At 66.4% G+C, this 20,571-nt stretch carries 17 protein-coding genes; 5 read left to right on the top strand and 12 right to left on the bottom strand.

Annotation, left to right across the window (positions count from 1 at the left end):
* Positions 1–17: 17 nt before the first annotated feature.
* On the bottom strand, positions 18–749 hold the full coding sequence (locus tag B5D38_RS20245) for a glutathione S-transferase (RefSeq protein ID WP_078710274.1): 732 nt from the start codon (positions 747–749) through the stop codon (positions 18–20).
* Between the two features lie 279 nt (positions 750–1,028).
* Between B5D38_RS20245 and B5D38_RS20240 the strand changes: the two genes are divergently transcribed.
* A complete protein-coding gene (locus B5D38_RS20240; protein ID WP_078710273.1) occupies positions 1,029–2,552 on the top strand; it encodes a globin-coupled sensor protein in 1,524 nt (507 codons plus the stop codon).
* A gap of 40 nt (positions 2,553–2,592) precedes the next feature.
* Here the strand turns inward: B5D38_RS20240 and B5D38_RS20235 are convergent, their stop codons facing one another.
* The 4 genes from B5D38_RS20235 to B5D38_RS20220 all read right to left on the bottom strand — a co-directional run bounded on the left by B5D38_RS20235 (position 2,593) and on the right by B5D38_RS20220 (position 7,488).
* Positions 2,593–3,381: an ATP-binding cassette domain-containing protein gene (locus B5D38_RS20235; protein ID WP_165690929.1), complete on the bottom strand. Its 789-nt coding sequence runs from the start codon at positions 3,379–3,381 to the stop codon at positions 2,593–2,595.
* Positions 3,378–4,424, bottom strand: coding sequence for an ABC transporter permease (locus B5D38_RS20230; RefSeq protein WP_165690928.1), 1,047 nt, complete (start codon positions 4,422–4,424; stop codon positions 3,378–3,380). The genes B5D38_RS20235 and B5D38_RS20230 overlap by 4 nt, the downstream gene beginning before the upstream one ends.
* Before the next feature lie 60 nt (positions 4,425–4,484).
* Entirely contained in the window at positions 4,485–6,665 is a 2,181-nt protein-coding gene (locus tag B5D38_RS20225; RefSeq protein ID WP_078710304.1) for a malate synthase G, read from the bottom strand.
* A gap of 115 nt (positions 6,666–6,780) precedes the next feature.
* Positions 6,781–7,488 carry an HAD family hydrolase gene (locus B5D38_RS20220; RefSeq protein WP_078710270.1) on the bottom strand — a complete coding sequence of 236 codons (708 nt, stop codon included), beginning with the start codon at positions 7,486–7,488 and terminating at the stop codon, positions 6,781–6,783.
* A gap of 188 nt (positions 7,489–7,676) precedes the next feature.
* Here B5D38_RS20220 and B5D38_RS20215 point away from each other — a divergent pair, with 188 nt between their 5' ends.
* A complete protein-coding gene (locus B5D38_RS20215) occupies positions 7,677–9,281 on the top strand; it encodes a bifunctional metallophosphatase/5'-nucleotidase (RefSeq protein WP_078710269.1) in 1,605 nt (534 codons plus the stop codon).
* Positions 9,282–9,502: 221 nt separating this feature from the next.
* Here B5D38_RS20215 and B5D38_RS20210 read toward each other — a convergent pair whose 3' ends face one another.
* The gene (locus tag B5D38_RS20210; RefSeq protein ID WP_078710268.1) at positions 9,503–10,306 is read right to left on the bottom strand and encodes a L,D-transpeptidase; all 804 of its coding nucleotides are present in this window, start codon (positions 10,304–10,306) and stop codon (positions 9,503–9,505) included.
* Positions 10,307–10,534: 228 nt separating this feature from the next.
* On the opposite strand from B5D38_RS20210, the gene cueR reads away from it, so the two are divergent.
* Complete coding sequence (cueR, locus tag B5D38_RS20205; RefSeq protein WP_078710267.1) at positions 10,535–10,930, top strand: Cu(I)-responsive transcriptional regulator; 396 nt, start codon at positions 10,535–10,537, stop codon at positions 10,928–10,930.
* Between the two features lie 43 nt (positions 10,931–10,973).
* The gene (locus B5D38_RS20200; protein ID WP_078710266.1) at positions 10,974–11,465 is read left to right on the top strand and encodes an MmcB family DNA repair protein; all 492 of its coding nucleotides are present in this window, start codon (positions 10,974–10,976) and stop codon (positions 11,463–11,465) included.
* Between the two features lie 40 nt (positions 11,466–11,505).
* Here the strand turns inward: B5D38_RS20200 and B5D38_RS20195 are convergent, their stop codons facing one another.
* The 6 genes from B5D38_RS20195 to B5D38_RS20170 form a co-directional block, all read right to left on the bottom strand.
* Positions 11,506–12,078 (bottom strand): ActR/PrrA/RegA family redox response regulator transcription factor, encoded by a 573-nt coding sequence (locus B5D38_RS20195; RefSeq protein WP_078710265.1) that lies wholly within the window; start codon positions 12,076–12,078, stop codon positions 11,506–11,508.
* Between the two features lie 63 nt (positions 12,079–12,141).
* Positions 12,142–13,512, bottom strand: a complete 1,371-nt coding sequence (locus tag B5D38_RS20190; protein WP_116002873.1) for an ActS/PrrB/RegB family redox-sensitive histidine kinase — start codon at positions 13,510–13,512, stop codon at positions 12,142–12,144.
* Positions 13,513–13,589: 77 nt separating this feature from the next.
* On the bottom strand, positions 13,590–16,052 hold the full coding sequence (gene hrpB / locus B5D38_RS20185; protein WP_078710264.1) for an ATP-dependent helicase HrpB: 2,463 nt from the start codon (positions 16,050–16,052) through the stop codon (positions 13,590–13,592).
* Positions 16,049–16,699, bottom strand: coding sequence for an ATP-binding cassette domain-containing protein (locus tag B5D38_RS20180; RefSeq protein ID WP_078710263.1), 651 nt, complete (start codon positions 16,697–16,699; stop codon positions 16,049–16,051). The genes hrpB and B5D38_RS20180 overlap by 4 nt, the downstream gene beginning before the upstream one ends.
* A complete protein-coding gene (locus B5D38_RS20175) occupies positions 16,696–18,405 on the bottom strand; it encodes an ABC transporter permease (RefSeq protein WP_116002877.1) in 1,710 nt (569 codons plus the stop codon). The genes B5D38_RS20180 and B5D38_RS20175 overlap by 4 nt, the downstream gene beginning before the upstream one ends.
* Positions 18,402–19,625 (bottom strand): ABC transporter substrate-binding protein, encoded by a 1,224-nt coding sequence (locus tag B5D38_RS20170; RefSeq protein WP_078710261.1) that lies wholly within the window; start codon positions 19,623–19,625, stop codon positions 18,402–18,404. The genes B5D38_RS20175 and B5D38_RS20170 overlap by 4 nt, the downstream gene beginning before the upstream one ends.
* Positions 19,626–19,813: 188 nt before the next feature.
* On the opposite strand from B5D38_RS20170, the gene B5D38_RS20165 reads away from it, so the two are divergent.
* On the top strand, positions 19,814–20,569 hold the full coding sequence (locus B5D38_RS20165) for an SDR family NAD(P)-dependent oxidoreductase (protein WP_078710260.1): 756 nt from the start codon (positions 19,814–19,816) through the stop codon (positions 20,567–20,569).
* Positions 20,570–20,571: the final 2 nt, after the last annotated feature.

Here is a 20,571-nt window from a genome sequence, read left to right as displayed (position 1 = left end):
CCATGAAGCTCGGCGGCTCAGGCGCCGTCGAGCTCGGGATAATGGCGGAAGATCCCGTCCTCGTTGAAGGGCTGGCGCCGCTCGCTCTCGAGATAGCGCTTCACCATCGGTTCCGCCGCGATCCGGCGGCAGAGCGAGACGACCCGAGGCACCGTCTTGCCGAGCGTCTCCATGCGCCGGGGAAAGGCATAGTTGAGGCCCTCGACGGTCTGAAACAGGCCGAGGTCGGCATAGCTCATTCGCCCGCCCACCAGAAACCCCGCACCGGCCGGGTTGGCGGTGATCAGCCGCTCGTACCAGCCGAGAAATTTCGGCATCCGCTCGGCGCGGAACTGCTCGGCGTTGCGCCGAGCCTCCTCCTTCTGGTCGTCATAGTAGAGCCCGGTCGCGATGGGGTGGTGGACGTTGTGGACTTCGGCGACGAAGTCCGCCGTCGTCAGCGCCACCGAGCGCGCGAAATGGCGCTCCGCCTCGTTCTGGGGCGCGAGGCCCAACTTTTCGCCCAGATAGGCCGCGATCAATCCTGCTTGGGAGACCACAACCTCGCCATCCTTGAGAAAGGGCGGCGCGAACGGAATGAACGGCCCCTGCCGACCGTCGAGCCAACCCATCATCGCGTCCATGCCGCCACCTTCCTCGGAGGAAAGCTGCGCCATCTCGCGATAGGGGGCGCCCGCGGCCTCCAAAACGAGACGCGCATATTCGCCACGCCCCGGAAGGCCCAGCCAATAATAGAGCTCGATCGTCATAGCCATCTCCTGGGTTGAAGCAGAATGCTGCCTTCGCCTTTCCGAACGCGCTGAACCCCTACCGGGTTCGCCACGTGTCACCGCAGCTTGGCGCCGCAAAAAGATCCAGATGCAATAATTTCAGGATGACGTAGTTTGAATTGAAACCACATCAACAGTCTTTGAAGACCGCCCGCCGATTAATTCTTCCGAAAAATATCTCGTCTAATTTGCATGCAGTATTACTGACCATGCCCGAAAGTCATTCGGCGCGCTGACATTTGAAGGACCGTGACGACCATGACCAGCCCAACCGTCAGCCCGACCGCCGGATCGCACCTCGTCACGGATCTGGACCCAGAGGCCCGACGCGCACTGAAGCGGATCCAGCCGATGCTGGAGGAAATCCTTCAACCGGCATTGGACGAGTTCTATGGCGTGGTGGCGAACCAGCCGGAGATGAGCCGCTTCTTCCCGAGCGCCAACCACATGGCCAGCGCCAAGTCGAAGCAGAAGGAGCACTGGCAGGGGGTCGCGGCGGGCGACCTCGGCCCGGCCTACCTTGCCCGCGCGCGGATGATCGGCGAAACCCATGCGCGCATTGGGCTGGAGCCGAAATACTATATCTCCGGCTATGGTCATCTTCTGGGCTCGATGGTTCGCCGGATCGTCCACAAGGTCTGGCCGCACTCGCTGCTGAAGCGCGGCAGCGCTGACGAGGCGGCGGCCTCGCTGGAAGCCTTGGTGCGCATCGCGCTGATCGACATGGAGATGGCGGTCTCCAACTATCTGGAAACGCTGGCCCGCCGATCCGCCGAGCAAAGCGTCGAGGATGAAAAGAAGCGTGCCGGCGAAGCCCGCGCCCAGGCGATGAGGGAAGTCGCCAACGGCCTTCAGCGGCTGGCGAGCGGCGATCTTTCCGTGCCGATTACGGCAGAGTTCGCTCCCGAGTTCCATCAGATTCGCGACGACTTCAACAACGCCATGCTGGCCTTCGCGGAAATGGTCTCCACGGTGTCGACCTCTGCCCACACGCTGGAGACGAGCGCCAAGGAGATCGCCACCGCCTCGCGCGACTTGGCAGGCCGCACCGAACGCCAGGCTGCCAACCTTGAGGAAAGCGCGGCCGCGCTCCACGAACTGACCGATGGCGTACGCACCGCCTCCAAGCGCGCCCATCACGCGGCCTCGACCGTCACCGCCTCGACTAACGAGGCAGAGGCGGCGGAAACGGTGATGCACCGCGCCGTTACGGCCATGGGCGAGATCGAGAAGAGCTCACAGGAAATCGGCAAGATCATCGGCGTCATCGACGAGATCGCCTTCCAGACCAACCTTCTGGCGCTCAACGCGGGGGTCGAGGCGGCGCGCGCCGGAGAAGCCGGCAAGGGCTTTGCGGTGGTGGCGCAGGAGGTGCGCGCGCTGGCACAGCGTTCCGCCGACGCCGCCAAGGAGATCAAGGGCCTGATCTCCAAGAGCTCGTCACAGATTCACGCGGGCGTCGGGCTCGTGACCGAGACCGGAGACGCCCTCCAGAAGATCGTCAGACGCTCCAACGACATTCGTCAGGAAGTGGCAGCCATCGCCGAGACAGCCGATAACCAGGCGAATTCGGTGTCAGAGGTCAACAACGCCATCGGCCAGATCGATCAGACGACACAACAAAACGCCGCCATGGTGGAACAGGCAACCGCCGTTGCCCACACGCTCAACGACGAGGCGGGCAACCTTCTGGCGCTGATGAGCGCGATCCGATTGCCGGCAAGTTGCTCAGCCCAGAAATCCAGCGTGGGCAAGGTGACACCGATGCGCCGGGCGGGATGACGCGGCGGCATGATGCGGAAGGATCAGAGACTGTCCGCCATCACACCAAGATCTCAGCGCCGGCCCATAGGCCACCGCGCCGCCCGGCCATCAGCTCCATGAGAGCCGCAGGACCGGTCGAGGTCGGATCGACGACGGCGTAGCGCCGGCCGCGCCTCTGGATATGAATCCGGTCGGCGATGCTCCACACCGCAGGCGCTTCGCCGGATGCGACGGCGATAGCGAGGCCCCGCGCCTTCACCTCCAAAATCAGGTCGACAACGCAACGGGCCTGCGCCTCGTCCAGTCCGACCGTCGGCTCGTCCAGCAACACGGCTTGCGAAGCGAAGGCGACAGCACGGGCGATTTCGAGGATGCGGCGGTCAAAGAGCGGCAGGCAGGCCACCGCCTGATCAAGATTTGAAGGAAAATCAGGGGCGGTATCGAGGAGCATCGCCTCCGCGATCCGCTTCATCGCCGCGCGGTCGAGCATCCTGAACGCGCGGCCAAAAACATCCCGACGCCTGACCTCGCGGCCAAGGAAGAAGTTGTCGAGAACCGACAGACGGCCGATCAGGGCCGGCCGGAGCCCCACGCTTTCCAGACCCGCGAGAAGCGCCTCGCGAGGCTCGCGAAATCGCGCGGGCTCTCCCCACACACGGATTTCGCCCGCCTCCGGCTCCACTGCGCCTGAAAGAGCAGACAGGAGCGTCGAGCAGCCTGATCCAGCCTCGCCGGCAATCACCAGGATTTCACCGGGGTAAAGGTCGAAATCCGCTCCGTCGAGCGCGAGCGCTTCGCCGTAGCGCTTGACGAGACCGCGCGCCGACAAAACGGGTATGGACTTCACGGCTGGCGTTCCCTTTTCCACTCCCGCCGCAGCGAGGCGTCGAGGACCACCATCAGAAGGATCACAACGGCAAGAACGAGACGCGCCAGATGCGGCTCGACGTCCCCGATCCTGAGCGACACGACGAGAAACGTTACCGACACCGCCGCTATGAGGACGCCAAGGACCGACGGCCGGCCGGCCGATGGCGTCGCGCCACCGACAAGGGCCGCGGCCAAGGCGGGCAGCATGATATCAAGGCTCGATGTCGTGACGACGCGCTCCAGCCGCCCCACGATAGCCCAGGCGGCGAGCGCGGCCAGAACGCCGGCGGCGACGAACGCGCCAAGACGAAGCAATGCAGGACTGAGGCCGGCGAGCCGCGCCGCTTCGCCATCCTCCCCGACAGCGGTCAGATGCTTGCCCCAGGCCGTGAGATTCAAGGCATAGGCGAGAAAGAGCGCAACCAGCACGGCGACGACGACCGCATAGCTGAAGACCGCCTCGCCGAGCCCGAATGTCCGCCCGATCGAGGAGAGCAGCGGCGCCTTCGCCTCCACAGATACCGTCTCGCCGGCAGATTCCCTTGGATAGATGAAGGTGAGCGCGTCGAAGACGATGAAGCTGGCGAGCGTCACCACCACGGACGGCAAACGGAGAAATCCGCTCGCCGCGCCGTTGAGAAAGCCGCACGCCGCGCCGACGGAAATCCCGGCTCCCAGCGCCAGCGCCGACGCCATGCCGTATTCGCCGGACAGCTGCGCCATGACCACTGCGGACAGGATGGCGATGGCGCCGAGCGAAAGGTCGAGCCCTCCAACGAGCAGCACCATCATCTCGCCCAGCGCGAGAATGGAAATGATGGAGGCCTGCGGAAGAACCGCCGAGAGTGTAATGGCCGCAAAGAGCCGGGCGCCGATCAGCGACCACCCGACGCCGAGCGCGAGAACGAGGCCGCCGAGCGGCAAGGCAAGGGGTGCCCTCGCCCGCCAGTCCCGATCAGTGCCAGCCGACACGGCGGAAAGGCCGGCGCCTTGGTGCTCACCGTCAAACGTCTGCCTCATCGCGTTCCCCATCCCCCTTGCGGATCAAGGGCCGCCGCGCTCCCCGTCAAGGGCGGGCGTTCAGCCGGCGCGCTGCTCGCGGGCCTTCTTTTCCAGCCGCCGCTTGTGAAGCACAGGCTCCGTGTAGCCGCTCGGCTGCTCGCGCCCCTTCAGCACTAGATCGACCGCCGCCTGGAACGCCACCGATTTCTCGAAATCGGGAGCCATCGGCTCATAGGCCGGATCATCCGCGTTCTGGCGGTCGACCACCTTCGCCATGCGCTTCATGGTTTCGACCACCTGGTCACGCGTGACGACGCCATGATGCAGCCAGTTGGCGATATGTTGGGAGGAGATACGGCACGTGGCCCGGTCCTCCATCAAACCGACATTGTTGATGTCCGGCACCTTGGAGCAACCGACGCCCGCGTTGATCCAGCGCACGACATAGCCGAGAATGCCCTGCGCGTTATTGTCGATCTCGGCCTGGACGTCCTCCGGCGCCCAGTTGGGGCGCGACGCGACGGGGATCGTCAGGATGTCGGCGATGGTCGCCCGCTTTTCGCCCGTCAGTTCCTTCTGGCGCTCGGCCACCGAGATGGCGTGGTAGTGCGTCGCGTGCAGCGTCGCCGCCGTCGGCGAAGGCACCCAGGCCGTGTTGGCGCCGGCCTTGGGATGGCCGATCTTCTGCTCCAGCATTGCGGCCATCAGATCCGGCATCGCCCACATGCCCTTGCCGATCTGCGCATGGCCCTGGAGGCCGCAGGAAAGGCCCGTGTCGACGTTCCAATCCTCGTAGGACTTGATCCAGGTGGCGTTCTTCATGTCGCCCTTGCGGATCATCGGCCCGAGTTCCATCGAAGTGTGAATCTCGTCGCCGGTGCGATCGAGGAAGCCCGTGTTGATGAAGCACACGCGCGCCTTGGCCCGGCGGATCGATTCCTTGAGGTTCACCGTGGTGCGGCGCTCCTCGTCCATGATGCCCATCTTGATGGTGTTGGTCTCAAGACCCAGCACCTCCTCGACGCGCGAGAAGATCTCGTCCGCGAAGGCGACCTCGTCCGGCCCGTGCATCTTCGGCTTGACGATGTAGATCGAGCCCTTGCGCGAATTGCGCGGCCCCTCGCTTTTCCTGAGGTCGTGGAGTGCGATAAGCGAGGTGAACATCGCGTCCATGATGCCCTCGGGCGCCTCCGAACCATCCTCGAGCAGGATGGCCGGATTGGTCATGAGGTGGCCGACATTGCGCACGAAGAGCAGCGCGCGGCCGGGAACGACGAGGGTGCCGCCGTCGGGCGTCGTGTATTCGCGATCCGGATTGAGAGTGCGCGTCATCGTCTTTCCGCCCTTCTCGAAGGTGTCGGAAAGGTCGCCCTTCATGAGGCCGAGCCAGTTGCGATACGCGGCCACCTTGTCGGCGGCATCGACGGCGGCCACCGAATCCTCGCAGTCCTGGATGGTCGTCACCGCGCTTTCGAGGATGAGGTCGGCAATTCCGGCCGGATCGTCCTTGCCGATGAGGTTGTCCCGGTCGATGACGATCTCGACGTGCAGGCCGTTCTGCTCGAGAAGCACCGCCGAGGGAGCCTCGGGCGCCCCGCGATAGCCGGCAAAGCAGGCCGGGTCGGCAAGTCCCGTCTCGCCGCTCGGCCCCTCGATCGCCAGCATCTCGCCCTTGACCGACAGCTTGGTCACGTCCGCCCAGGAACCGGAGGCCAGATGCGCCGTGCGGTCGAGGAAGGCGCGGGCCCAGGCGATCACTTTGGCTCCCCGAGCCGGGTTGTAGCCCCTGCCCTTTTCGGCCCCGTCGGCCTCCGAAATCGCGTCGGTGCCGTAAAGCGCGTCATAGAGCGAGCCCCAGCGCGCATTGGCGGCATTCAGCGCGTAGCGCGCGTTCATCACGGGAACGACGAGCTGCGGCCCGGCGATCTCCGCAATCTCCGGATCGACATTCGTCGTCTCCACAGAGAAGGGCTCTCCCTCAGGCAGGAGATAGCCGATCTCTCGCAGGAACGACTCGTATTCGGCCCCGTCGACGGCACCGCCTTTGTGTTCGCGGCACCAGGCGTCGACCTTCTCCTGCATGTCGTCGCGAATCTTGAGAAGCTCGCGGTTCTTCGGGGCAAGGTCACGATAGATCGCTCCGAGACCCTGCCATATCCGGTCGGGATCGAGCCCGGTGCCTGGGATCGCGACCTCATCGATGAAATGCTTGAGCTCGGCCGCGACCTTCAGTCCCGCGATCTCGATCCTGTCCGACATGCCTGTCTCCTCTTGCGCGCCCGCGCGGCGACGATTCGTCATCACATTTGAATCTTGTGGGGCGCGAGGCAAGCCAAGAACCGCATCGCGCCGATGAAGCCGTCGCAGCGTTGTATCAACGCAGGCGTTCAACGAGCGTTTGAAGCTCGCCCAGGTGGTCGATCTCGAAGAAGCGCGGACTGTCCTGCGGCGCCGTCTCGTGCTCCAGAACCCAGGTGAGTTCGTGCGGCACATGGACGGCAAAGGCGCCGGCCTCGATCGCCGGGCAGATGTCCGATTTCAGCGAGTTGCCCACCATCATCGCCCGCTGGGCCCCTTCGCCATGGCGCGAGAAGACCTTGCGGTACGTGTCGGCCGTCTTGGCGGAAACGATCTCCACCCCGTCGAAGAAGGCGCCGAGCCCCGAGGCGGCGAGCTTGCGCTCCTGATCGAAAAGGTCGCCCTTGGTGACGAGGACGAGGGTGAAATCCTCCGACAGGCGCTCCAGCGTCTCATGAACGTGGGGAAGCGTCTCCACAGGGTGGCGCATCATCTCGCGGCCGGCGCCGAGAATCTCGCCGATGACGCGCGCCGGCACCGCCCCATCAGTCACCTCGATCGCCGTTTCGATCATCGACAGGACGAAGCCCTTGATGCCGAAGCCATAGGCGGAGAGGTTGCGCCGCTCGGCCGCGAGAAGCCGCTGCGGCAAGTCCTCGTCCGGCGCATGAGGCGCCAGAAGCGCGGTGAAGCGCTCCTCCGTCAGGCGAAAGAAGCGCTCGTTCTGCCAGAGCGTGTCGTCGGCGTCGAAACCGATGGTCGAAAGGCGCGTGGAGCGGGTCATAGGCCTCCCGAGGCTGAGGAGCAGTCTTCATCGCCCGGCCTGGCGAGGGATGAAGACGGCGGATCGCTCATGAAACTGTCCAGGATTCAGCCTATAGTCGCTCGCGAGCGGTCAGGCGAGTCACGGCGATCGACGCCTCTCCTCTGGCTGCCGCGACCTGTTTCATCCCCGGCGAAAGGGCATGAGCCATGAAATCGCTTTATCTCACCACCGCGGCCCTTGCCTTCGGCGCGGCCCTTGCCGGCCCGGCGGCGGCCGAATGGAAGCTGACGATCCTCCACAGCAACGACTTCCATAGCCGGATCGAGCCGATCAACAAATACGACTCCACCTGCAGCGGCGACGACATCACCGAGAACAAGTGCTTCGGCGGGTCGGCGCGGATGGTGAAGGCGATCGCCGACGAGAAGGCGAAGTTCGAGAACGTTCTGGTGCTCGATGCCGGCGACCAGTTCCAGGGCTCGCTCTTCTACACCCACTATCGCGGCAAGGCGGCAGCGGAGTTCATGAAGGATGCCGGCTACGAGGCCATGGCCGTCGGCAATCACGAGTTCGACAATGGCCCCGAAACGCTTGCCGATTTCGCGAAGGAACTGCCCTTTCCCCTGCTGATGGCCAACGCCGACACGAGCCGCGAACCGGCGATCCACGACCTCGTCAAAGCGTCCGCCGTGATTGAGAAGAACGGGCAGAAGATCGGCGTCATCGGCCTGACGCCCCAGGACAACGCCGAGCTGACCTCGGCCGGCAAGTCCATCGACTTCACCGATCCCGTGCCGGCGGTGAAGGCCGAGGTGGAACGGCTCTCCAAGGACGGCGTCGACAAGATCATCCTCCTCAGCCATTCGGGCTATGACGCCGACCAGCGGATCGCCGCCGCCGTCGACGGCCTCGACGTCATCGTCGGAGGCCACTCCCACACGCTGCTCTCCAACTCCGACGAGCACGCCGCCGGCCCCTATCCGACCATGGTGAAGTCGCCGGACGGCACCGAGGTGCCGATCGTCCAGGCCTACGCCTACGGCAAGTATCTCGGCGAGATCGAGGTGACGTTCGACGATGCCGGCAAGGTGACGGAAGCCAAGGGAGATCCCATCCTGCTCGATGCCTCACGCCCGGAGGACGAGGCGGTGAAGGCGCGAGTCGCCGAGCTGGCGAAGCCCCTGGACGAGATCCGTCAGAAGGTCGTCGGCCACGCGGCGGCGGCGATCGACGGCTCGCGCGAGGTGTGCCGCGCCAGGGAATGCCCGATGGGAGATCTCGTCGCCGATGCGATGCTCGACCACGTCAAGGGACAGGGCGCCTCCATCGCCATCGTCAATGGCGGCGGGCTCAGGGCCTCCATCGATGCCGGCGACATCACCATGGGCGAAGTGCTGACCGTGCTGCCCTTCCAGAACACGCTGTCGACCTTCGAGATCAAGGGCGATGCCCTGGTCGAGGCCCTCGAGAACGGCGTCAGCCAGGTGGAGGACGGCGCCGGGCGCTTCCCCCAGGTCGCGGGGCTGAAGTTCTCCTGGTCAAGGTCGGGAAAGCCCGGCGAGTACCGCATTCGGCAGGTCGAGGCGATGGAGGATGGCGCCTGGAAGCCCATCGATCCCGACAAGACCTATCTCGTCGTCTCCAACAACTTCATGCGCGCCGGCGGCGACGGCTATCACGTCTTCACCGACAAGGGCGAGAAGGCCTACGATTTCGGGCCGGCGCTGGAAGACGTCGTGGTCGAATATCTGCAGAAGTCCAACGAGCCGTATGAGCCGGGCACGGACGGGCGAATCACCGAGCTGAACTGACCGTCCGAGGAGCGGGCGCGCCGAAAAGTCAGCGCGCGGCGGTCGGGCGGTTCTCTCTTGGGCCAAAACGCCCAAAGATGGGGTCAGCCGCTGCGCGCGACCGCCGAGCCCGCACCATCGGTCTATCAAAAGAAAGAGCCGGACACTTCCCCCGAAGTATCCGGCTCCACTGGCGGTCCCCCGCCCGATAGACTTGGATCAAGCCTCGTCAGGCCGACCCCTTAGCTCTTCTTGCTCTTTGTCTTTATTGCGGCGGACTTTGCCGATGCCGACTTTTTCGCCGGCTTGTTGAGGTCCACCATGCGCTCCTTGCCCTGGAGCACGACCACTCGCGCCCCCGGCGGTACGCGTTCGTAAAGGTCGATGATGTCCTGATTGATCAGACGAATGCAGCCCGACGACATGGCCTTGCCGATCGACCACCATTCCGGCGAGCCGTGGAGGCGATAGAGCGTGTCGCGGCCGTTCTGGTGCAGATAAAGGGCGCGCGCGCCGAGGGGGTTCGTCAGGCCTGGATCCATGCCGACGCCGCGATACGGCTCGAGGTCGGGGCGGCGATCGATCATCTCGTTGGGCGGAAACCACTTCGGCCAATGCTGCTTGTCGCCGATCTTCGCCTCGCCGGACCAGGAGAAGCCGTCCTTGCCGACGCCGATGCCATAGCGCATGGCGGTGCCGCCGCGCTCGACGACATAGAGGAAGCGATGCGGCGTATCGACCACGACGGTTCCCGGCTCGTAGTCGCTCGCGTAGATCACGCGCTGGCGCAGGAACTTGGGATCGATCTTGGCGGTGGGCACCGCCGGCAACTTCAGGCCGTCGTCCTCCATGGCCGCATAGGCCGTGGCGGGCACCGCGCCGAACGTGCCGCCATCAGGAGGCGTCGGATTGGCATAGGCCGAGGTCACGCGCGCGATGGCTCGCGAAGCGTTCGACGCCGACTGGTCGGTTGAAGCGCAGCCGCTCAATGTGACAACCAGAGCCGCCGCAAAGGCGGCCCCAAGGAAAATCGATGATTTGGTCATGTACACCCTGGTCCGAGGCTGCGACGCGTGATGGCGAACGGGAGCGCAGGCAGCAACAGGTACGGATTAGCCGTTCCTGTGGTACGCTGCGGCCCCTTGACTGACAACGCACCAAACTAAAACCAAATATGGTTAACAAACCTTTGTTGCGGGCGGGTCACAGTTGACGGCGTCAATGCTTGCGACATTTGGGTTCAATCGACGATCCAGGAGAGGCGAGAGCATTCGATGAATATCGGGGAGGCATCCCGCCGGTCGGGGCTGCCGCCGAAAACAATCCGCTACTACGAGGAAGTCGGCCTGGTGACACCGGGAAGGGCCGCCAATGGATATCGCGACTATCAGGAGCGCGACATCCACCTCCTGCGCTTTCTGCAGCGTTCGCGCTCCCTTGGCTTCTCCATCGAAGAAGCGAGAAGGCTCCTCGCGCTCTACAAGGACGACAACCGCCATTCGGAGGACGTGCGCCGCCTGGCGCGGCGCCGCATGGCCGAGATCGACCGGAAGATCGAGGAACTGAACTCCCTGAAGCGGGCGCTTGGCACCCTCACCGAACGATGCCACGGCGGCGAAGGCCCCGACTGCCCGATCCTGGAGGAAATCGCCGGCGAGAGCATCGCCTGACGGCGCTTGCCCCGGCGTCGTCGGCCGAGCTATCACTCGGCCCATGCCTTTGGTTTCCGCCCACCGAATCGATCCCCTTGTCGACGGTCGCCAGTCGGATCGCGCGATGATGGTGCGCCGCGGCGTTCAGCGCCTGATGGCCGAACACCGCGTCTCGCTTCTCGCCGAAGTGCCTCTGGCTTCCGGCAGACGCGCCGATCTGCTTTGCCTGACCTCCAAGGGCGACTTTTTGATCATTGAGATCAAGACCTCGATCGAGGACTTCCGCGTCGACCGAAAATGGCCCGATTACCGGCGCGACAGCGACCAGCTGTTCTTCGCCACCCATCCCGGCGTACCGCTGGACATCTTCCCGGAAAGCTGCGGCCTGATTCTGTCGGACGGCTACGGCGCGGAGATTCTTCGGGAGGCGCCGGAGCATCGCCTCGCGCCGGCGACGCGCAAGGCTCTCATGCTCCGCTTTTCCCGGCTCGCCGCCGATCGCCTGCTTCAGGCGGAATGGGCCGCCAATCCGCTGGAGTTCGACGCCTCCTGAGCATCCACCGCCATAAAGAGCGGCGGCTTTTCCGGCAGGATCAGCGCGGGGCGCGCTTGGCGAGGATGCGCTGCAGTGTGCGGCGGTGCATGGAAAGGCGCCGGGCCGTCTCGGAGACGTTACGGTCGCATAGCTCGTAGACGCGCTGGATGTGCTCCCACCGCACGCGGTCGGCCGACATCGGGTTTTCCGGCGGCTCCGCCTTGGCGTCGGGCCCATGCATCAGCGCCGCGATGACCTCGTCGGCGTCCGCCGGCTTGGCGAGATAGTCCACGGCGCCCAGCTTGACCGCCGTGACAGCCGTCGCAATGTTGCCGTAGCCCGTCAGCACCACGACCCGGACGTCCTCGCGGGCCTTCTGGAGCGCCTGGACCACCTCGAGGCCGTTGCCGTCGCCGAGCCGCATGTCGACCACGGCATAGGCCGGCGTGCCGTTGGCGGCCGCGGCCAGACCTTCCGCCACGCTCGCCGCCATGGTGACGCTGAAGCCGCGTTGTTCCATGGCGCGGCCAAGCCGCGTCAGGAACGGACGATCGTCATCCACCAAGAGAATCGAACGTTCGTCCGAGACGCCAGGCCGCGCCGCAATTGAAACGCCCTCATCCACCAGCATGACTGAACCTCCTTCGGCCTGTTTCACTTTGGCGCAGCGTCATCTTGTCTTGAAGCACGAAGATCACGTCCTTTCAACCAATAGAGACTGCTCTGAAAAATCTTCTTTGGCGCTGATCGCGAAAGTCTCGCGCGGCCACACAACTTTTACGATAGCACCGGTGCGCCCCTTATCGCGCCGGTTGGTGAAGGCGATCGCGGCGCCCGAGCGCTCGATCAGGATTTTCGCGATGAAGAGCCCGAGCCCGAGCCCCCCGCCGGCATTTCTCTGCGGCCGCTCGCGATCGGCCATATAGGGGTCGCCGATCCGCGTCAGCGCCTCCGGGCTGAAGCCGGGGCCGTCGTCTGTGATGGTGATCCTCACCTCGTCCCGCGACCATTCGACGGTGACGAGCACCTCGCTTTCGGCGAAGTCGACCGCGTTTTCGACGAGGTTGCCAAGACCGTAGAGAACGCCCGCGTTGCGCCGCGTCACCGGCTCCGGCCCGTCGCGCTCTCCTCCGGCCACGTGAATGGTGATGCCGAAGTTGCGATGCGGCGCCACCACGTCCTCGACCAGCGAGAGAAGCTGGAGCCGCGCCATGTGCTCCTCGGAGTCGGCGGCAAGGCTCGCCAGCCGCTTGAGAATTTCCCGGCAGCGACGCGACTGGGTGATCAGGAGTTCGACATCCTCGCGCCGGGGATCGTCCGCGGGCACGCTGGCGCCCATGTCCTTGGCGATGAGGGCGATGGTGGAAAGCGGCGTGCCCAGCTCGTGCGCGGCGGCGGCGGCCAAGCCATCGAGTGCCGAGAGATGCTGCTCGCGCTGGAGCACCAGCTCGGTCGCGGCCAATGCGTCGGAAAGCGCGCGCGCCTCGCTCGCCTGCCAGTGAATGACGATGGAGGCGAAGGCGACGGAAACGGCGACGGCGAACCACAGCCCCGCGAGGTAGAAGCCGGGCAGCGCCAGCCCTGTACCGTTCGGCCAGGGCAGCGGCAGATGAAAGAAGGCGAGAAACGTGGTGGAAGCCACGGCGAGCGCGCCCAGTGCCACCGTGGTCGAGGTCGGTTGCGTTGCCGAGGCGATGACCGCCGGAACGATGAGGAGAATGACGAAGGGATTTTCCAGCCCACCCGTCAAATAGAGCAGGCCCGACAGCTGCACGATGTCGAAGGCGAGCACTGCCGTCGTCTCCCGCAGCGAAAGACGCCAGCTCGCGGAGTTGGAGGCCCACAGCAGCATGGTCAGCGCCGCAGATGCGACGATCAGGACGAGGCACCAGCCGAGCGGCAGAGGATAGCCGAGACCGAAGGCGACGAGGAAGCAGGTCGCCGTCTGGCCGGCAACCGCCAGCCAGCGCAAGCGCACGAGAGTTGCCAGACGGAGACGCTGGCTTTCACGCATCGTCGTGGATGCGAAACCGAAACCGAGATTGGTGCGGGCGGGCTGGTCCATGGATCGCGTTTTGCGATTCGTGCGACGATCGGTCAACGGAACAGCTCATTGACAGAGCTTTTTTTATATGCAGCTCGTCATCTTTTCTCCACTTTTGGCTTGGCGCGTGCCGTCGGCGCGGCACTTGCGGGGTCTTCCGGCCAAAAGTGCTTGGGATAGCGGCCCCTGAGATCGGCCCGGACGTCCCTCCACGAGCCGCGCCAGAAGCCGGGAATGTCGCGGGTGATCTGGATCGGCCGGTGCGCGGGCGACAGAAGCTCCACGGTCAGCGGAAAGCGGCCATCGGCGATGGCGGGATGCTCGGCCATGCCGAAAAGCTCCTGGACCCGCACCGCCAGCACCGCGCCATCCTCCTCGTAGCGGATGGGCACGTTCGAGCCCGACGGCGCGAGAAAGTGCGAGGGGGCGAGCGCATCGAGCCGGCGCTGGTATTCGGCGGGCACAAGGGCGCGCAGCGCCTCGCACAGAAGCCCCGGCGAGAAATCCGACAGCCGCACCGCCCCCGGCGCGAAGGGAAGAAGCCAATCCTCGACGCCGGCAAGAAGGGCCTCGTCGGACAAGTCTGGCCAGGGCGATCCGAAGGCGCGGGCGAGAAACCGCAGCCGCGCGAGAAGCCGCTCGCCTTCCTTGCCAAAGGGCAGGGCCGAAAGCCCGAGTTCGCGGATGCCCTCCGCAAGTGCCCTTGTCGTCGCTTCGCCGCTCGGCACGGCGAGCCGCGCCTCCTGAAGAACCACGCGGCCGAGCCGGCGCGCCTGCCGCGCCCTGACACCGCCGCTGGCCCTGTCGAAGCTGACGTGCTCCTCCACGACGATACGGGTCTCGAGAACCGCCTCGATGGCACTGCGCGAGATGGCGGCGGCGGAGAGAATGCGCCCCGCCCGCGCCTGGCCCTGGAGTTCGGCGACCACGACGAAGGGCTCGGCGGCAAGCGGCGAAGCCTGATCGAGCGTTCCGCCTCGCCCGTTGGCGAGGACGAACTCGCCGCGCGCTCCGCGCCCTGCCGCCACACGGTCGGGATAGGCCAGCGCCAAAAGCGCCCCCGGCTCCCCGGTTTCGGGTGTGTCAGCGCACCCGCCGGTTCCGGCGAGCCGGCTTGCCAGACCCGCGGCGGCTTTCGCCCTTGGCGAGCGATCGCCACGAAATCGCCGCAGCCGCTCGCCGAGGTCGATGTCGTTGCCACCCAGCCCGCGTTCGGTGAGAAGCACCGCCAGTTCGGCCGCCGTCCGCCGCTCTGCCGGCGGTGCCGCAGCAACCATGTGGGCGAGGCGCGGCGGCAGCGGCAGCGCGCGCATCTCCTCGCCGATCTCCGTCAGGCGCCCGTCCCCATCGAGAGCACCGAGGTCGAGGAGCAGCGCCCGCGCCTCGGCAAGGGCGGGAGCCGGCGGCGCATCGAGGAAGGCGAGCGTCGTCGGATCGCTCGCCCCCCAGGCGGCACAGTCGAGAACGAGGCCAGAAAGGTCGCTGGACAGGATTTCCGGCCGGTCGAAGCGCTCCAGCGCCGCCGTCTGCTCCTCGCGCCACAGGCGAATCGCGACGCCAGGGGCCGTGCGGCCGGCGCGCCCGGCCCGTTGCGTTGCCGCCGCCTGGCTGACGCGGGCGGTCTCGAGCCGCGTGAGCCCCGTCGCCGGCTCGAACACCGGAACGCGCTTCAGGCCGCTGTCGATGACGACCGTCACCCCGTCGATGGTCAGCGAGGTCTCGGCGATGGAAGTGGCGAGCACCACCTTGCGCGTTCCCTCGGGCGCCGGCCGGATCGCCCGGTCCTGCGCCGCCCCGTCCATTGCGCCATAGAGCGGCGCGACCAGCACGCCCCCGGCGACGCGCGACGCAAGCGCCTCGGCAACGCGCTCGATCTCGCGCTGTCCCGGCAGGAAGACCAGGATCGAGCCCCTCTCCTCGGCGAGCGCGGCGAGCACCGCCTCGACCACGGCATCCTCGACGGATTTCGTGCCCGGCCGGTCGCGATGGCCGATGGTGACAGGAAAGGAGCGCCCCGCGCTCTCGATCACCGGCGCATCGCCGAGGAGGCTGGCGACACGCGCGCCATCGAGCGTCGCCGACATCGCCACGATCCTGAGATCCTCGCGCAGTGCCGAGCGCACGTCGAGCGCCAGCGCCAACCCGAAATCGCCGTCGAGCGAGCGCTCGTGGAATTCGTCGAACAGGACGGCGGCGACCCCGGCAAGCTCCGGGTCGGTCAGGATCATGCGCGTGAACACGCCCTCCGTCACCACCTCTATGCGCGTCTTGCGCGACACGCGGGTGTCGAGGCGCATGCGCCATCCGACGGTCTCGCCCACCGCCTCACCGAGAAGTTCGGCCATGCGGCGGGCAGCGGCGCGCGCGGCGAGCCGACGCGGCTCCACCAGAATCAGCCGGCGCCTCTCCATGAAAGGCGCGTCGAGGAGTGCGAGCGGAGCGAGCGTCGTCTTGCCGGCGCCGGGCGGGGCGACGAGGACGGCGCCCGTTCCCGAGCCGAGCGCCTCGAGGAGGCGCGGCAGGACGGCGCTGACCGGCAGTGTCGGCAGTGGGAGGTTCAAGCGTCTGTTCCGATTTCGATGATGGGGCCGCCGGCTGCGGCGGCGTCCTCGGGATCGTGGGTGACGAGCACGGCCGGGATGGTCCGTTCGCGCGCGAGGCCGAAGACGAGATGGCGCATATCCGCGCGCCGCTCCTGATCTAGACGCGAAAAGGGCTCGTCCAGGAGCAGAGCGCGCGGCTCGGAAAGCAGCGTGCGGGCAAGGGCGACCCGCGCCTGCTGCCCGCCCGAAAGCGTCGCCGGATCGCGGTGGTAGAGCCCTGAGAGACCCATTCGCTCCAGCATGGCGAGCGCGGCCCGGCGCCGGGCCTGCCGCCCGGAGACATCCTCGGCGAGCCCGAACAGCAGGTTCTCGCCGACGGAAAGGTGGGGGAAGAGCAGCGCGTCCTGAAAGAGCAGGCCCATGCGCCGGCGCTCCGCCGGCACCGTCGTCATGTCCTCACCATTGAGAAAGACACAGCCCTCCGCCTCGAAGGCCGGGGCCAGGAACCCGCCGAGAAAGGCGAGGAGGCTGGATTTTCCAACGCCCGATGGCCCCATCACGGTCAGCACCGTTCCCGGCGCGACCGCATGGTCGACGGCAAGGAGCATGCGCCCGTTGAGACGAAGCGCGATGCGCGACAGCATCAGGCCCGGCGAACTGGTCATGACGATCTCATGGCGCGACGGTTTCGGTAAAGCAAGACGGGCAGCGCAGTTGCGAGGCCAAAGGCGATCAGCGGCAAGACGGTTTGCAGCAGCGCCATCGCGCCGACGAGGCGGCGATCGCCGCCGGAGGCAAGCGCCACCGCCTCGGTGGTGACGGTCGGCAGACGGCCCGCGCCAATGATCACGGTCGGCAGATATTGGCCGACGGAGACGGAAAAGCCGATGGCAAAGGCGGCGAGCACCGGCGCCAGAAGCAGCGGCAGGCGCAGGCGGAAGAAGAGCGCGGCGCGGCCGCGCCCCAGCGAGGCGCCGATCCGCTCATAGCGCGGGTCAAGCGCGGCCCATGGTCCCGAAAGCGACAGCGCGACATAGGGCAGGACGAAGAGGAGATGGGCGGCGACGAGCGTGCCGAGCGACGGAGACAGGCCGAAGGAGAGCGCGGCCACGCGCAGCCCGAAGAGGAAGGCGATCTGCGGGACCAGGAGCGGCAGGTAGACGACAGCAGAGACCGTGGTCGGCAAGGCGCTGTCGCCCGGGCGCACCGGGTACGCTCTGCGATGCGCTTCGAGAAGGACCACGACGACGATAAGCGCGATCGCCGCCGCGAGAAGGCCCGCCTCGGCCGTCGTCCACAAGGGGCCGCGGGCGGCGCGAAGCGTCCGCTCCCAGGCGGTGAGGCTGAAGTTCGGCGGCAGGAGGTCGGGAAAGCGCCAGAAGCCGGCGAAGGACCAGAGCGCCAGCAGAACCAGGCTGAGAAGCACGGTGGCCGCCGCGAGCATCATCGGAAGGAGCGAGAGCGCCGGCAGCGCCCCCTCCCCCGCCATGCGCCGGCCCCGCGCGACGAACGCGCGCGAAAGAACGCGCCCCAGGCGCTCGATGCCGAGCCAGGCGAGGAGAACGATGAGCGTTACGCCAAGCTGAAGCAGCGCACCGGCCGAGGCCGCCAGCCGCAGCGAAAGATCGGCGTCGTTCATCCATTCCAGAATGCGCACGGCAAGCGGGGCGGGCGTCGATGGGCCGAGGATCAGCGCGACATCCACCACCGAAGAGGCATAGGCCGCGACGGCGAGAACCGGCAGGCGGATCTGGCGGTAGAGCGACGGCCACACGCCAAGCATAAAAGCCGACAGGCGCCCATAGCCGAGGGACCGGGCGAGATGCAGCTGCCGCCGCGCATCCAGCTGGGGCAACGCGGCCAGGGCGACGAGCAGGAGAAACGGCATCTCCTTGACGATCAGGCCCGCCATCATCGCAAGGCCTAACGGGTCGCCGACGATGAGAAGGTCGGGCGGTCGATCCCAACCGAGGATAACCGCAAGCAAGCGGAAGATGAGGCCCGAGGGCGCGATCAGGAAGGCGAGCCCGAAGGCGGCTGCCGCATGGGGCACAGCGAGAAGCGGTCCGAGGGCGCGCCCGCCGGCCCTCATCGCGCGCGTATCGAAAGCCCCGGCAACGAAGGCGGCGACAGCAAGAACGGAGAGGAGCGTGGTCGCAAGGCCGGCGGCCAGCGAGAGTGCAACCGAGGCGGCAAGGCCCGGCATGGCGGCGAGGCGCCGGAACGGTTCCACCGACCAGCCCTCATAGCCGAGCACGGGCAGATGACCGAAGGCTGGCAGGGCGACGCCGACAAGGCCCGCCGCGACCGGCGCGCTAAAGAGAAGCGCGAAGGCAAGCCCAACGCCCCGCGAGAATGCCCTTTGCGTCACTGGCCGTAGCGCTTTGCCCATTCCGCTTCGATGCGCGGCACCCAGGACGGATGCGGCTCGGCGAGGACCGGACCGAGCTCGTCAGGCGCGAGAGTTGCCGGGCCGCGATCGATACTCTGGAAGAGCTTGCGCTCCTCGTCCGACAGCTTGTCCATCGCCAGCACCGTTGGGTCGCCCCAAATCTTGGGATCGGCCTTGCGCGCCTGAGCTTCCGGGGAAAGCAGGAAATTGGCGACGACCATCGCCGCCGCCTTGGCGCTGGAATTGAACGGGATGGCGACGAAGTGGGTGTTGCCGAGCGTTCCGCCCGGAAAGGTGAAGGAGCGCACGGTATCGGGAAGCTCGCCCGCCGAGATCGCCGCCGACGCCTCAGAAGGGTTGAAGGCGAAGATGATGTCGAGTTCGCCGTCGGCGAGAAGCTGCTTCATCTCGGGATAGTTCTGCGGATAGGCCCGCCCGTCGCGCCACAAGGCCGGCCGGAGGGCGTCGAGATAGGCCCAGAGCGGCGCCGTCACCTTGTCGAACGTCTCCTCGTCCACCGGCTTCTGAAGAACGGAAGGATCGGCAACGGTCTCCGACAGGACCTGCTTCAGGAAGGTCGTTCCCATGAAGTCCGGCGGCGCGGGATAGGAGAAGCGGCCGGGATGAGCCTTCGCCCACTCCAGGAGCTCGGCGGTCGATTTCGGCATCGCCGCGACGTCTCCTGTTCGCGCCGTGTCGGTGAAGAAGACGAGCTTGGCCCCGCCCCAAGGCGATTCCATGCCGTCCGTCGGCACGGTGAAGTCGACGAGGATCGTCGGCTGGTTCTCAGTGTCGACCAGACGCCAGTTGGGGAGCTTCGTGGCGAAGGGAGCGGCGAGAAGCCCTGCCTCCTTCATGGCGGCGAAGTTCTCGCCATTGATCCAGATGAGATCGACGGAGCCGCCCTCCGTCACCCCCGCCGCCTTCTCGGCCAAGATCTGGGAAACCGCGTTCGCGGCATCGCCAAGCTTCACTTCGGTGAGGTCGATGCCGTATTCGGCCGCGACTCTTTCGCCGACCCACGCGACATAATCGTTGATCTGCGGCGAGCCGCCCCAGGCATTGAAATAAAGATGCTCTCCCCGTGCCGCCGCCGTCACGGCCGGCCAGTCCGAGGGATCGGGGTCAGCCGCAAGCGCCGAGCCGGCAAGGCCTGACGCCAGGCTGGCACACAGAAGAAGCACGCGAAGCGATCGCATTGGCGGGTCTCCATCAGCGGCGAGCGGGGCGGCGCGCCGCTCGCCTTCGCCTGTCGGGCATGTCATGGCAGAGGACGGGCGAGCGATCCAGCCGCTTGACGGATCGTTGGGATTTGTTGAGCGTCCGTGAGAACACACCTATAGGCCGAACCTCGAATGACGAGGCCGGCCACCAAAGGAAACAAAACATGGCTGAGGACGCGATAGACCCGCGCAAGACCCTGGTGCTGACCGGCGCCTCTCGTGGCATCGGCCACGCCGCCGTCAAGCGCTTTTCCCACGCCGGCTGGCGCGTGATCACCTGTTCGCGCCAGGCCTTCACCGCCGACTGCCCCTGGCCGGCGGGCGCCGAGGATCACATCCAGGTGGACCTCGCGGACCAGGAGGATATCGGCTTCGCGATCTCCGAAATCCGCCGGAGGCTGGAGAAGAACGGCTCGCGGCTCAACGCCCTGGTCAACAACGCGGCAATCTCCCCCAAGGAGGAAGGCGGGGCGCGCATGGATTCCATCCACACCCCCATGCAGATGTGGCGCGACGTCTTCCAGGTGAACTTCTTCGCCCCGATCATGCTGGCGCGCGGGCTGTTCAAGGAGCTGTCGAACGTCAAGGGCTCGATCGTCAACGTCACGTCCATTGCCGGCGGCCGCGTCCATCCCTTCGCCGGAACCGCCTATGCGACGTCGAAGGCGGCCCTTGCCTCGCTGACCCGCGAGATGGCGCACGATTTCGGCCCCGCCGGCATCCGCGTCAACGCGATCGCGCCGGGCGAGATCGAGACGGCGATCCTATCGCCGGGAACGGATGCGCTTATCGAGGACATTCCCCTGCGCCGCCTCGGCCAGACGTCGGAAGTGGCCGAGACCATCTTCTTCCTGTGCTCCGAGCAGGCATCCTACATCAACGGCGCCGAGATCCACATCAACGGCGGCCAGCACGTCTGATT

This window comes from Consotaella salsifontis, assembly GCF_900167365.1.
In the GTDB taxonomy this organism is placed as follows: Bacteria; Pseudomonadota; Alphaproteobacteria; order Rhizobiales; family Rhizobiaceae; genus Consotaella; species Consotaella salsifontis.
This window is presented reverse-complemented; position numbering and strand designations above follow the sequence as displayed.

What these genes read in the sequence shown, in the direction of transcription:
- B5D38_RS20245 (WP_078710274.1), bottom strand. Translation starts at nt 749, where the DNA reads ATGACGATCGAGCTCTATTATTGGCTGGGCCTTCCGGGGCGTGGCGAA.
- B5D38_RS20240 (WP_078710273.1), top strand. Translation starts at nt 1,029, where the DNA reads ATGACCAGCCCAACCGTCAGCCCGACCGCCGGATCGCACCTCGTCACG.
- B5D38_RS20230 (WP_165690928.1), bottom strand. Translation starts at nt 4,424, where the DNA reads ATGAGGCAGACGTTTGACGGTGAGCACCAAGGCGCCGGCCTTTCCGCC.
- B5D38_RS20225 (WP_078710304.1), bottom strand. Translation starts at nt 6,665, where the DNA reads ATGTCGGACAGGATCGAGATCGCGGGACTGAAGGTCGCGGCCGAGCTC.
- B5D38_RS20220 (WP_078710270.1), bottom strand. Translation starts at nt 7,488, where the DNA reads ATGACCCGCTCCACGCGCCTTTCGACCATCGGTTTCGACGCCGACGAC.
- B5D38_RS20215 (WP_078710269.1), top strand. Translation starts at nt 7,677, where the DNA reads ATGAAATCGCTTTATCTCACCACCGCGGCCCTTGCCTTCGGCGCGGCC.
- B5D38_RS20210 (WP_078710268.1), bottom strand. Translation starts at nt 10,306, where the DNA reads ATGACCAAATCATCGATTTTCCTTGGGGCCGCCTTTGCGGCGGCTCTG.
- cueR (WP_078710267.1), top strand. Translation starts at nt 10,535, where the DNA reads ATGAATATCGGGGAGGCATCCCGCCGGTCGGGGCTGCCGCCGAAAACA.
- B5D38_RS20200 (WP_078710266.1), top strand. Translation starts at nt 10,974, where the DNA reads ATGCCTTTGGTTTCCGCCCACCGAATCGATCCCCTTGTCGACGGTCGC.
- B5D38_RS20195 (WP_078710265.1), bottom strand. Translation starts at nt 12,078, where the DNA reads ATGCTGGTGGATGAGGGCGTTTCAATTGCGGCGCGGCCTGGCGTCTCG.
- B5D38_RS20190 (WP_116002873.1), bottom strand. Translation starts at nt 13,512, where the DNA reads ATGGACCAGCCCGCCCGCACCAATCTCGGTTTCGGTTTCGCATCCACG.
- B5D38_RS20180 (WP_078710263.1), bottom strand. Translation starts at nt 16,699, where the DNA reads ATGACCAGTTCGCCGGGCCTGATGCTGTCGCGCATCGCGCTTCGTCTC.
- B5D38_RS20170 (WP_078710261.1), bottom strand. Translation starts at nt 19,625, where the DNA reads ATGCGATCGCTTCGCGTGCTTCTTCTGTGTGCCAGCCTGGCGTCAGGC.
- B5D38_RS20165 (WP_078710260.1), top strand. Translation starts at nt 19,814, where the DNA reads ATGGCTGAGGACGCGATAGACCCGCGCAAGACCCTGGTGCTGACCGGC.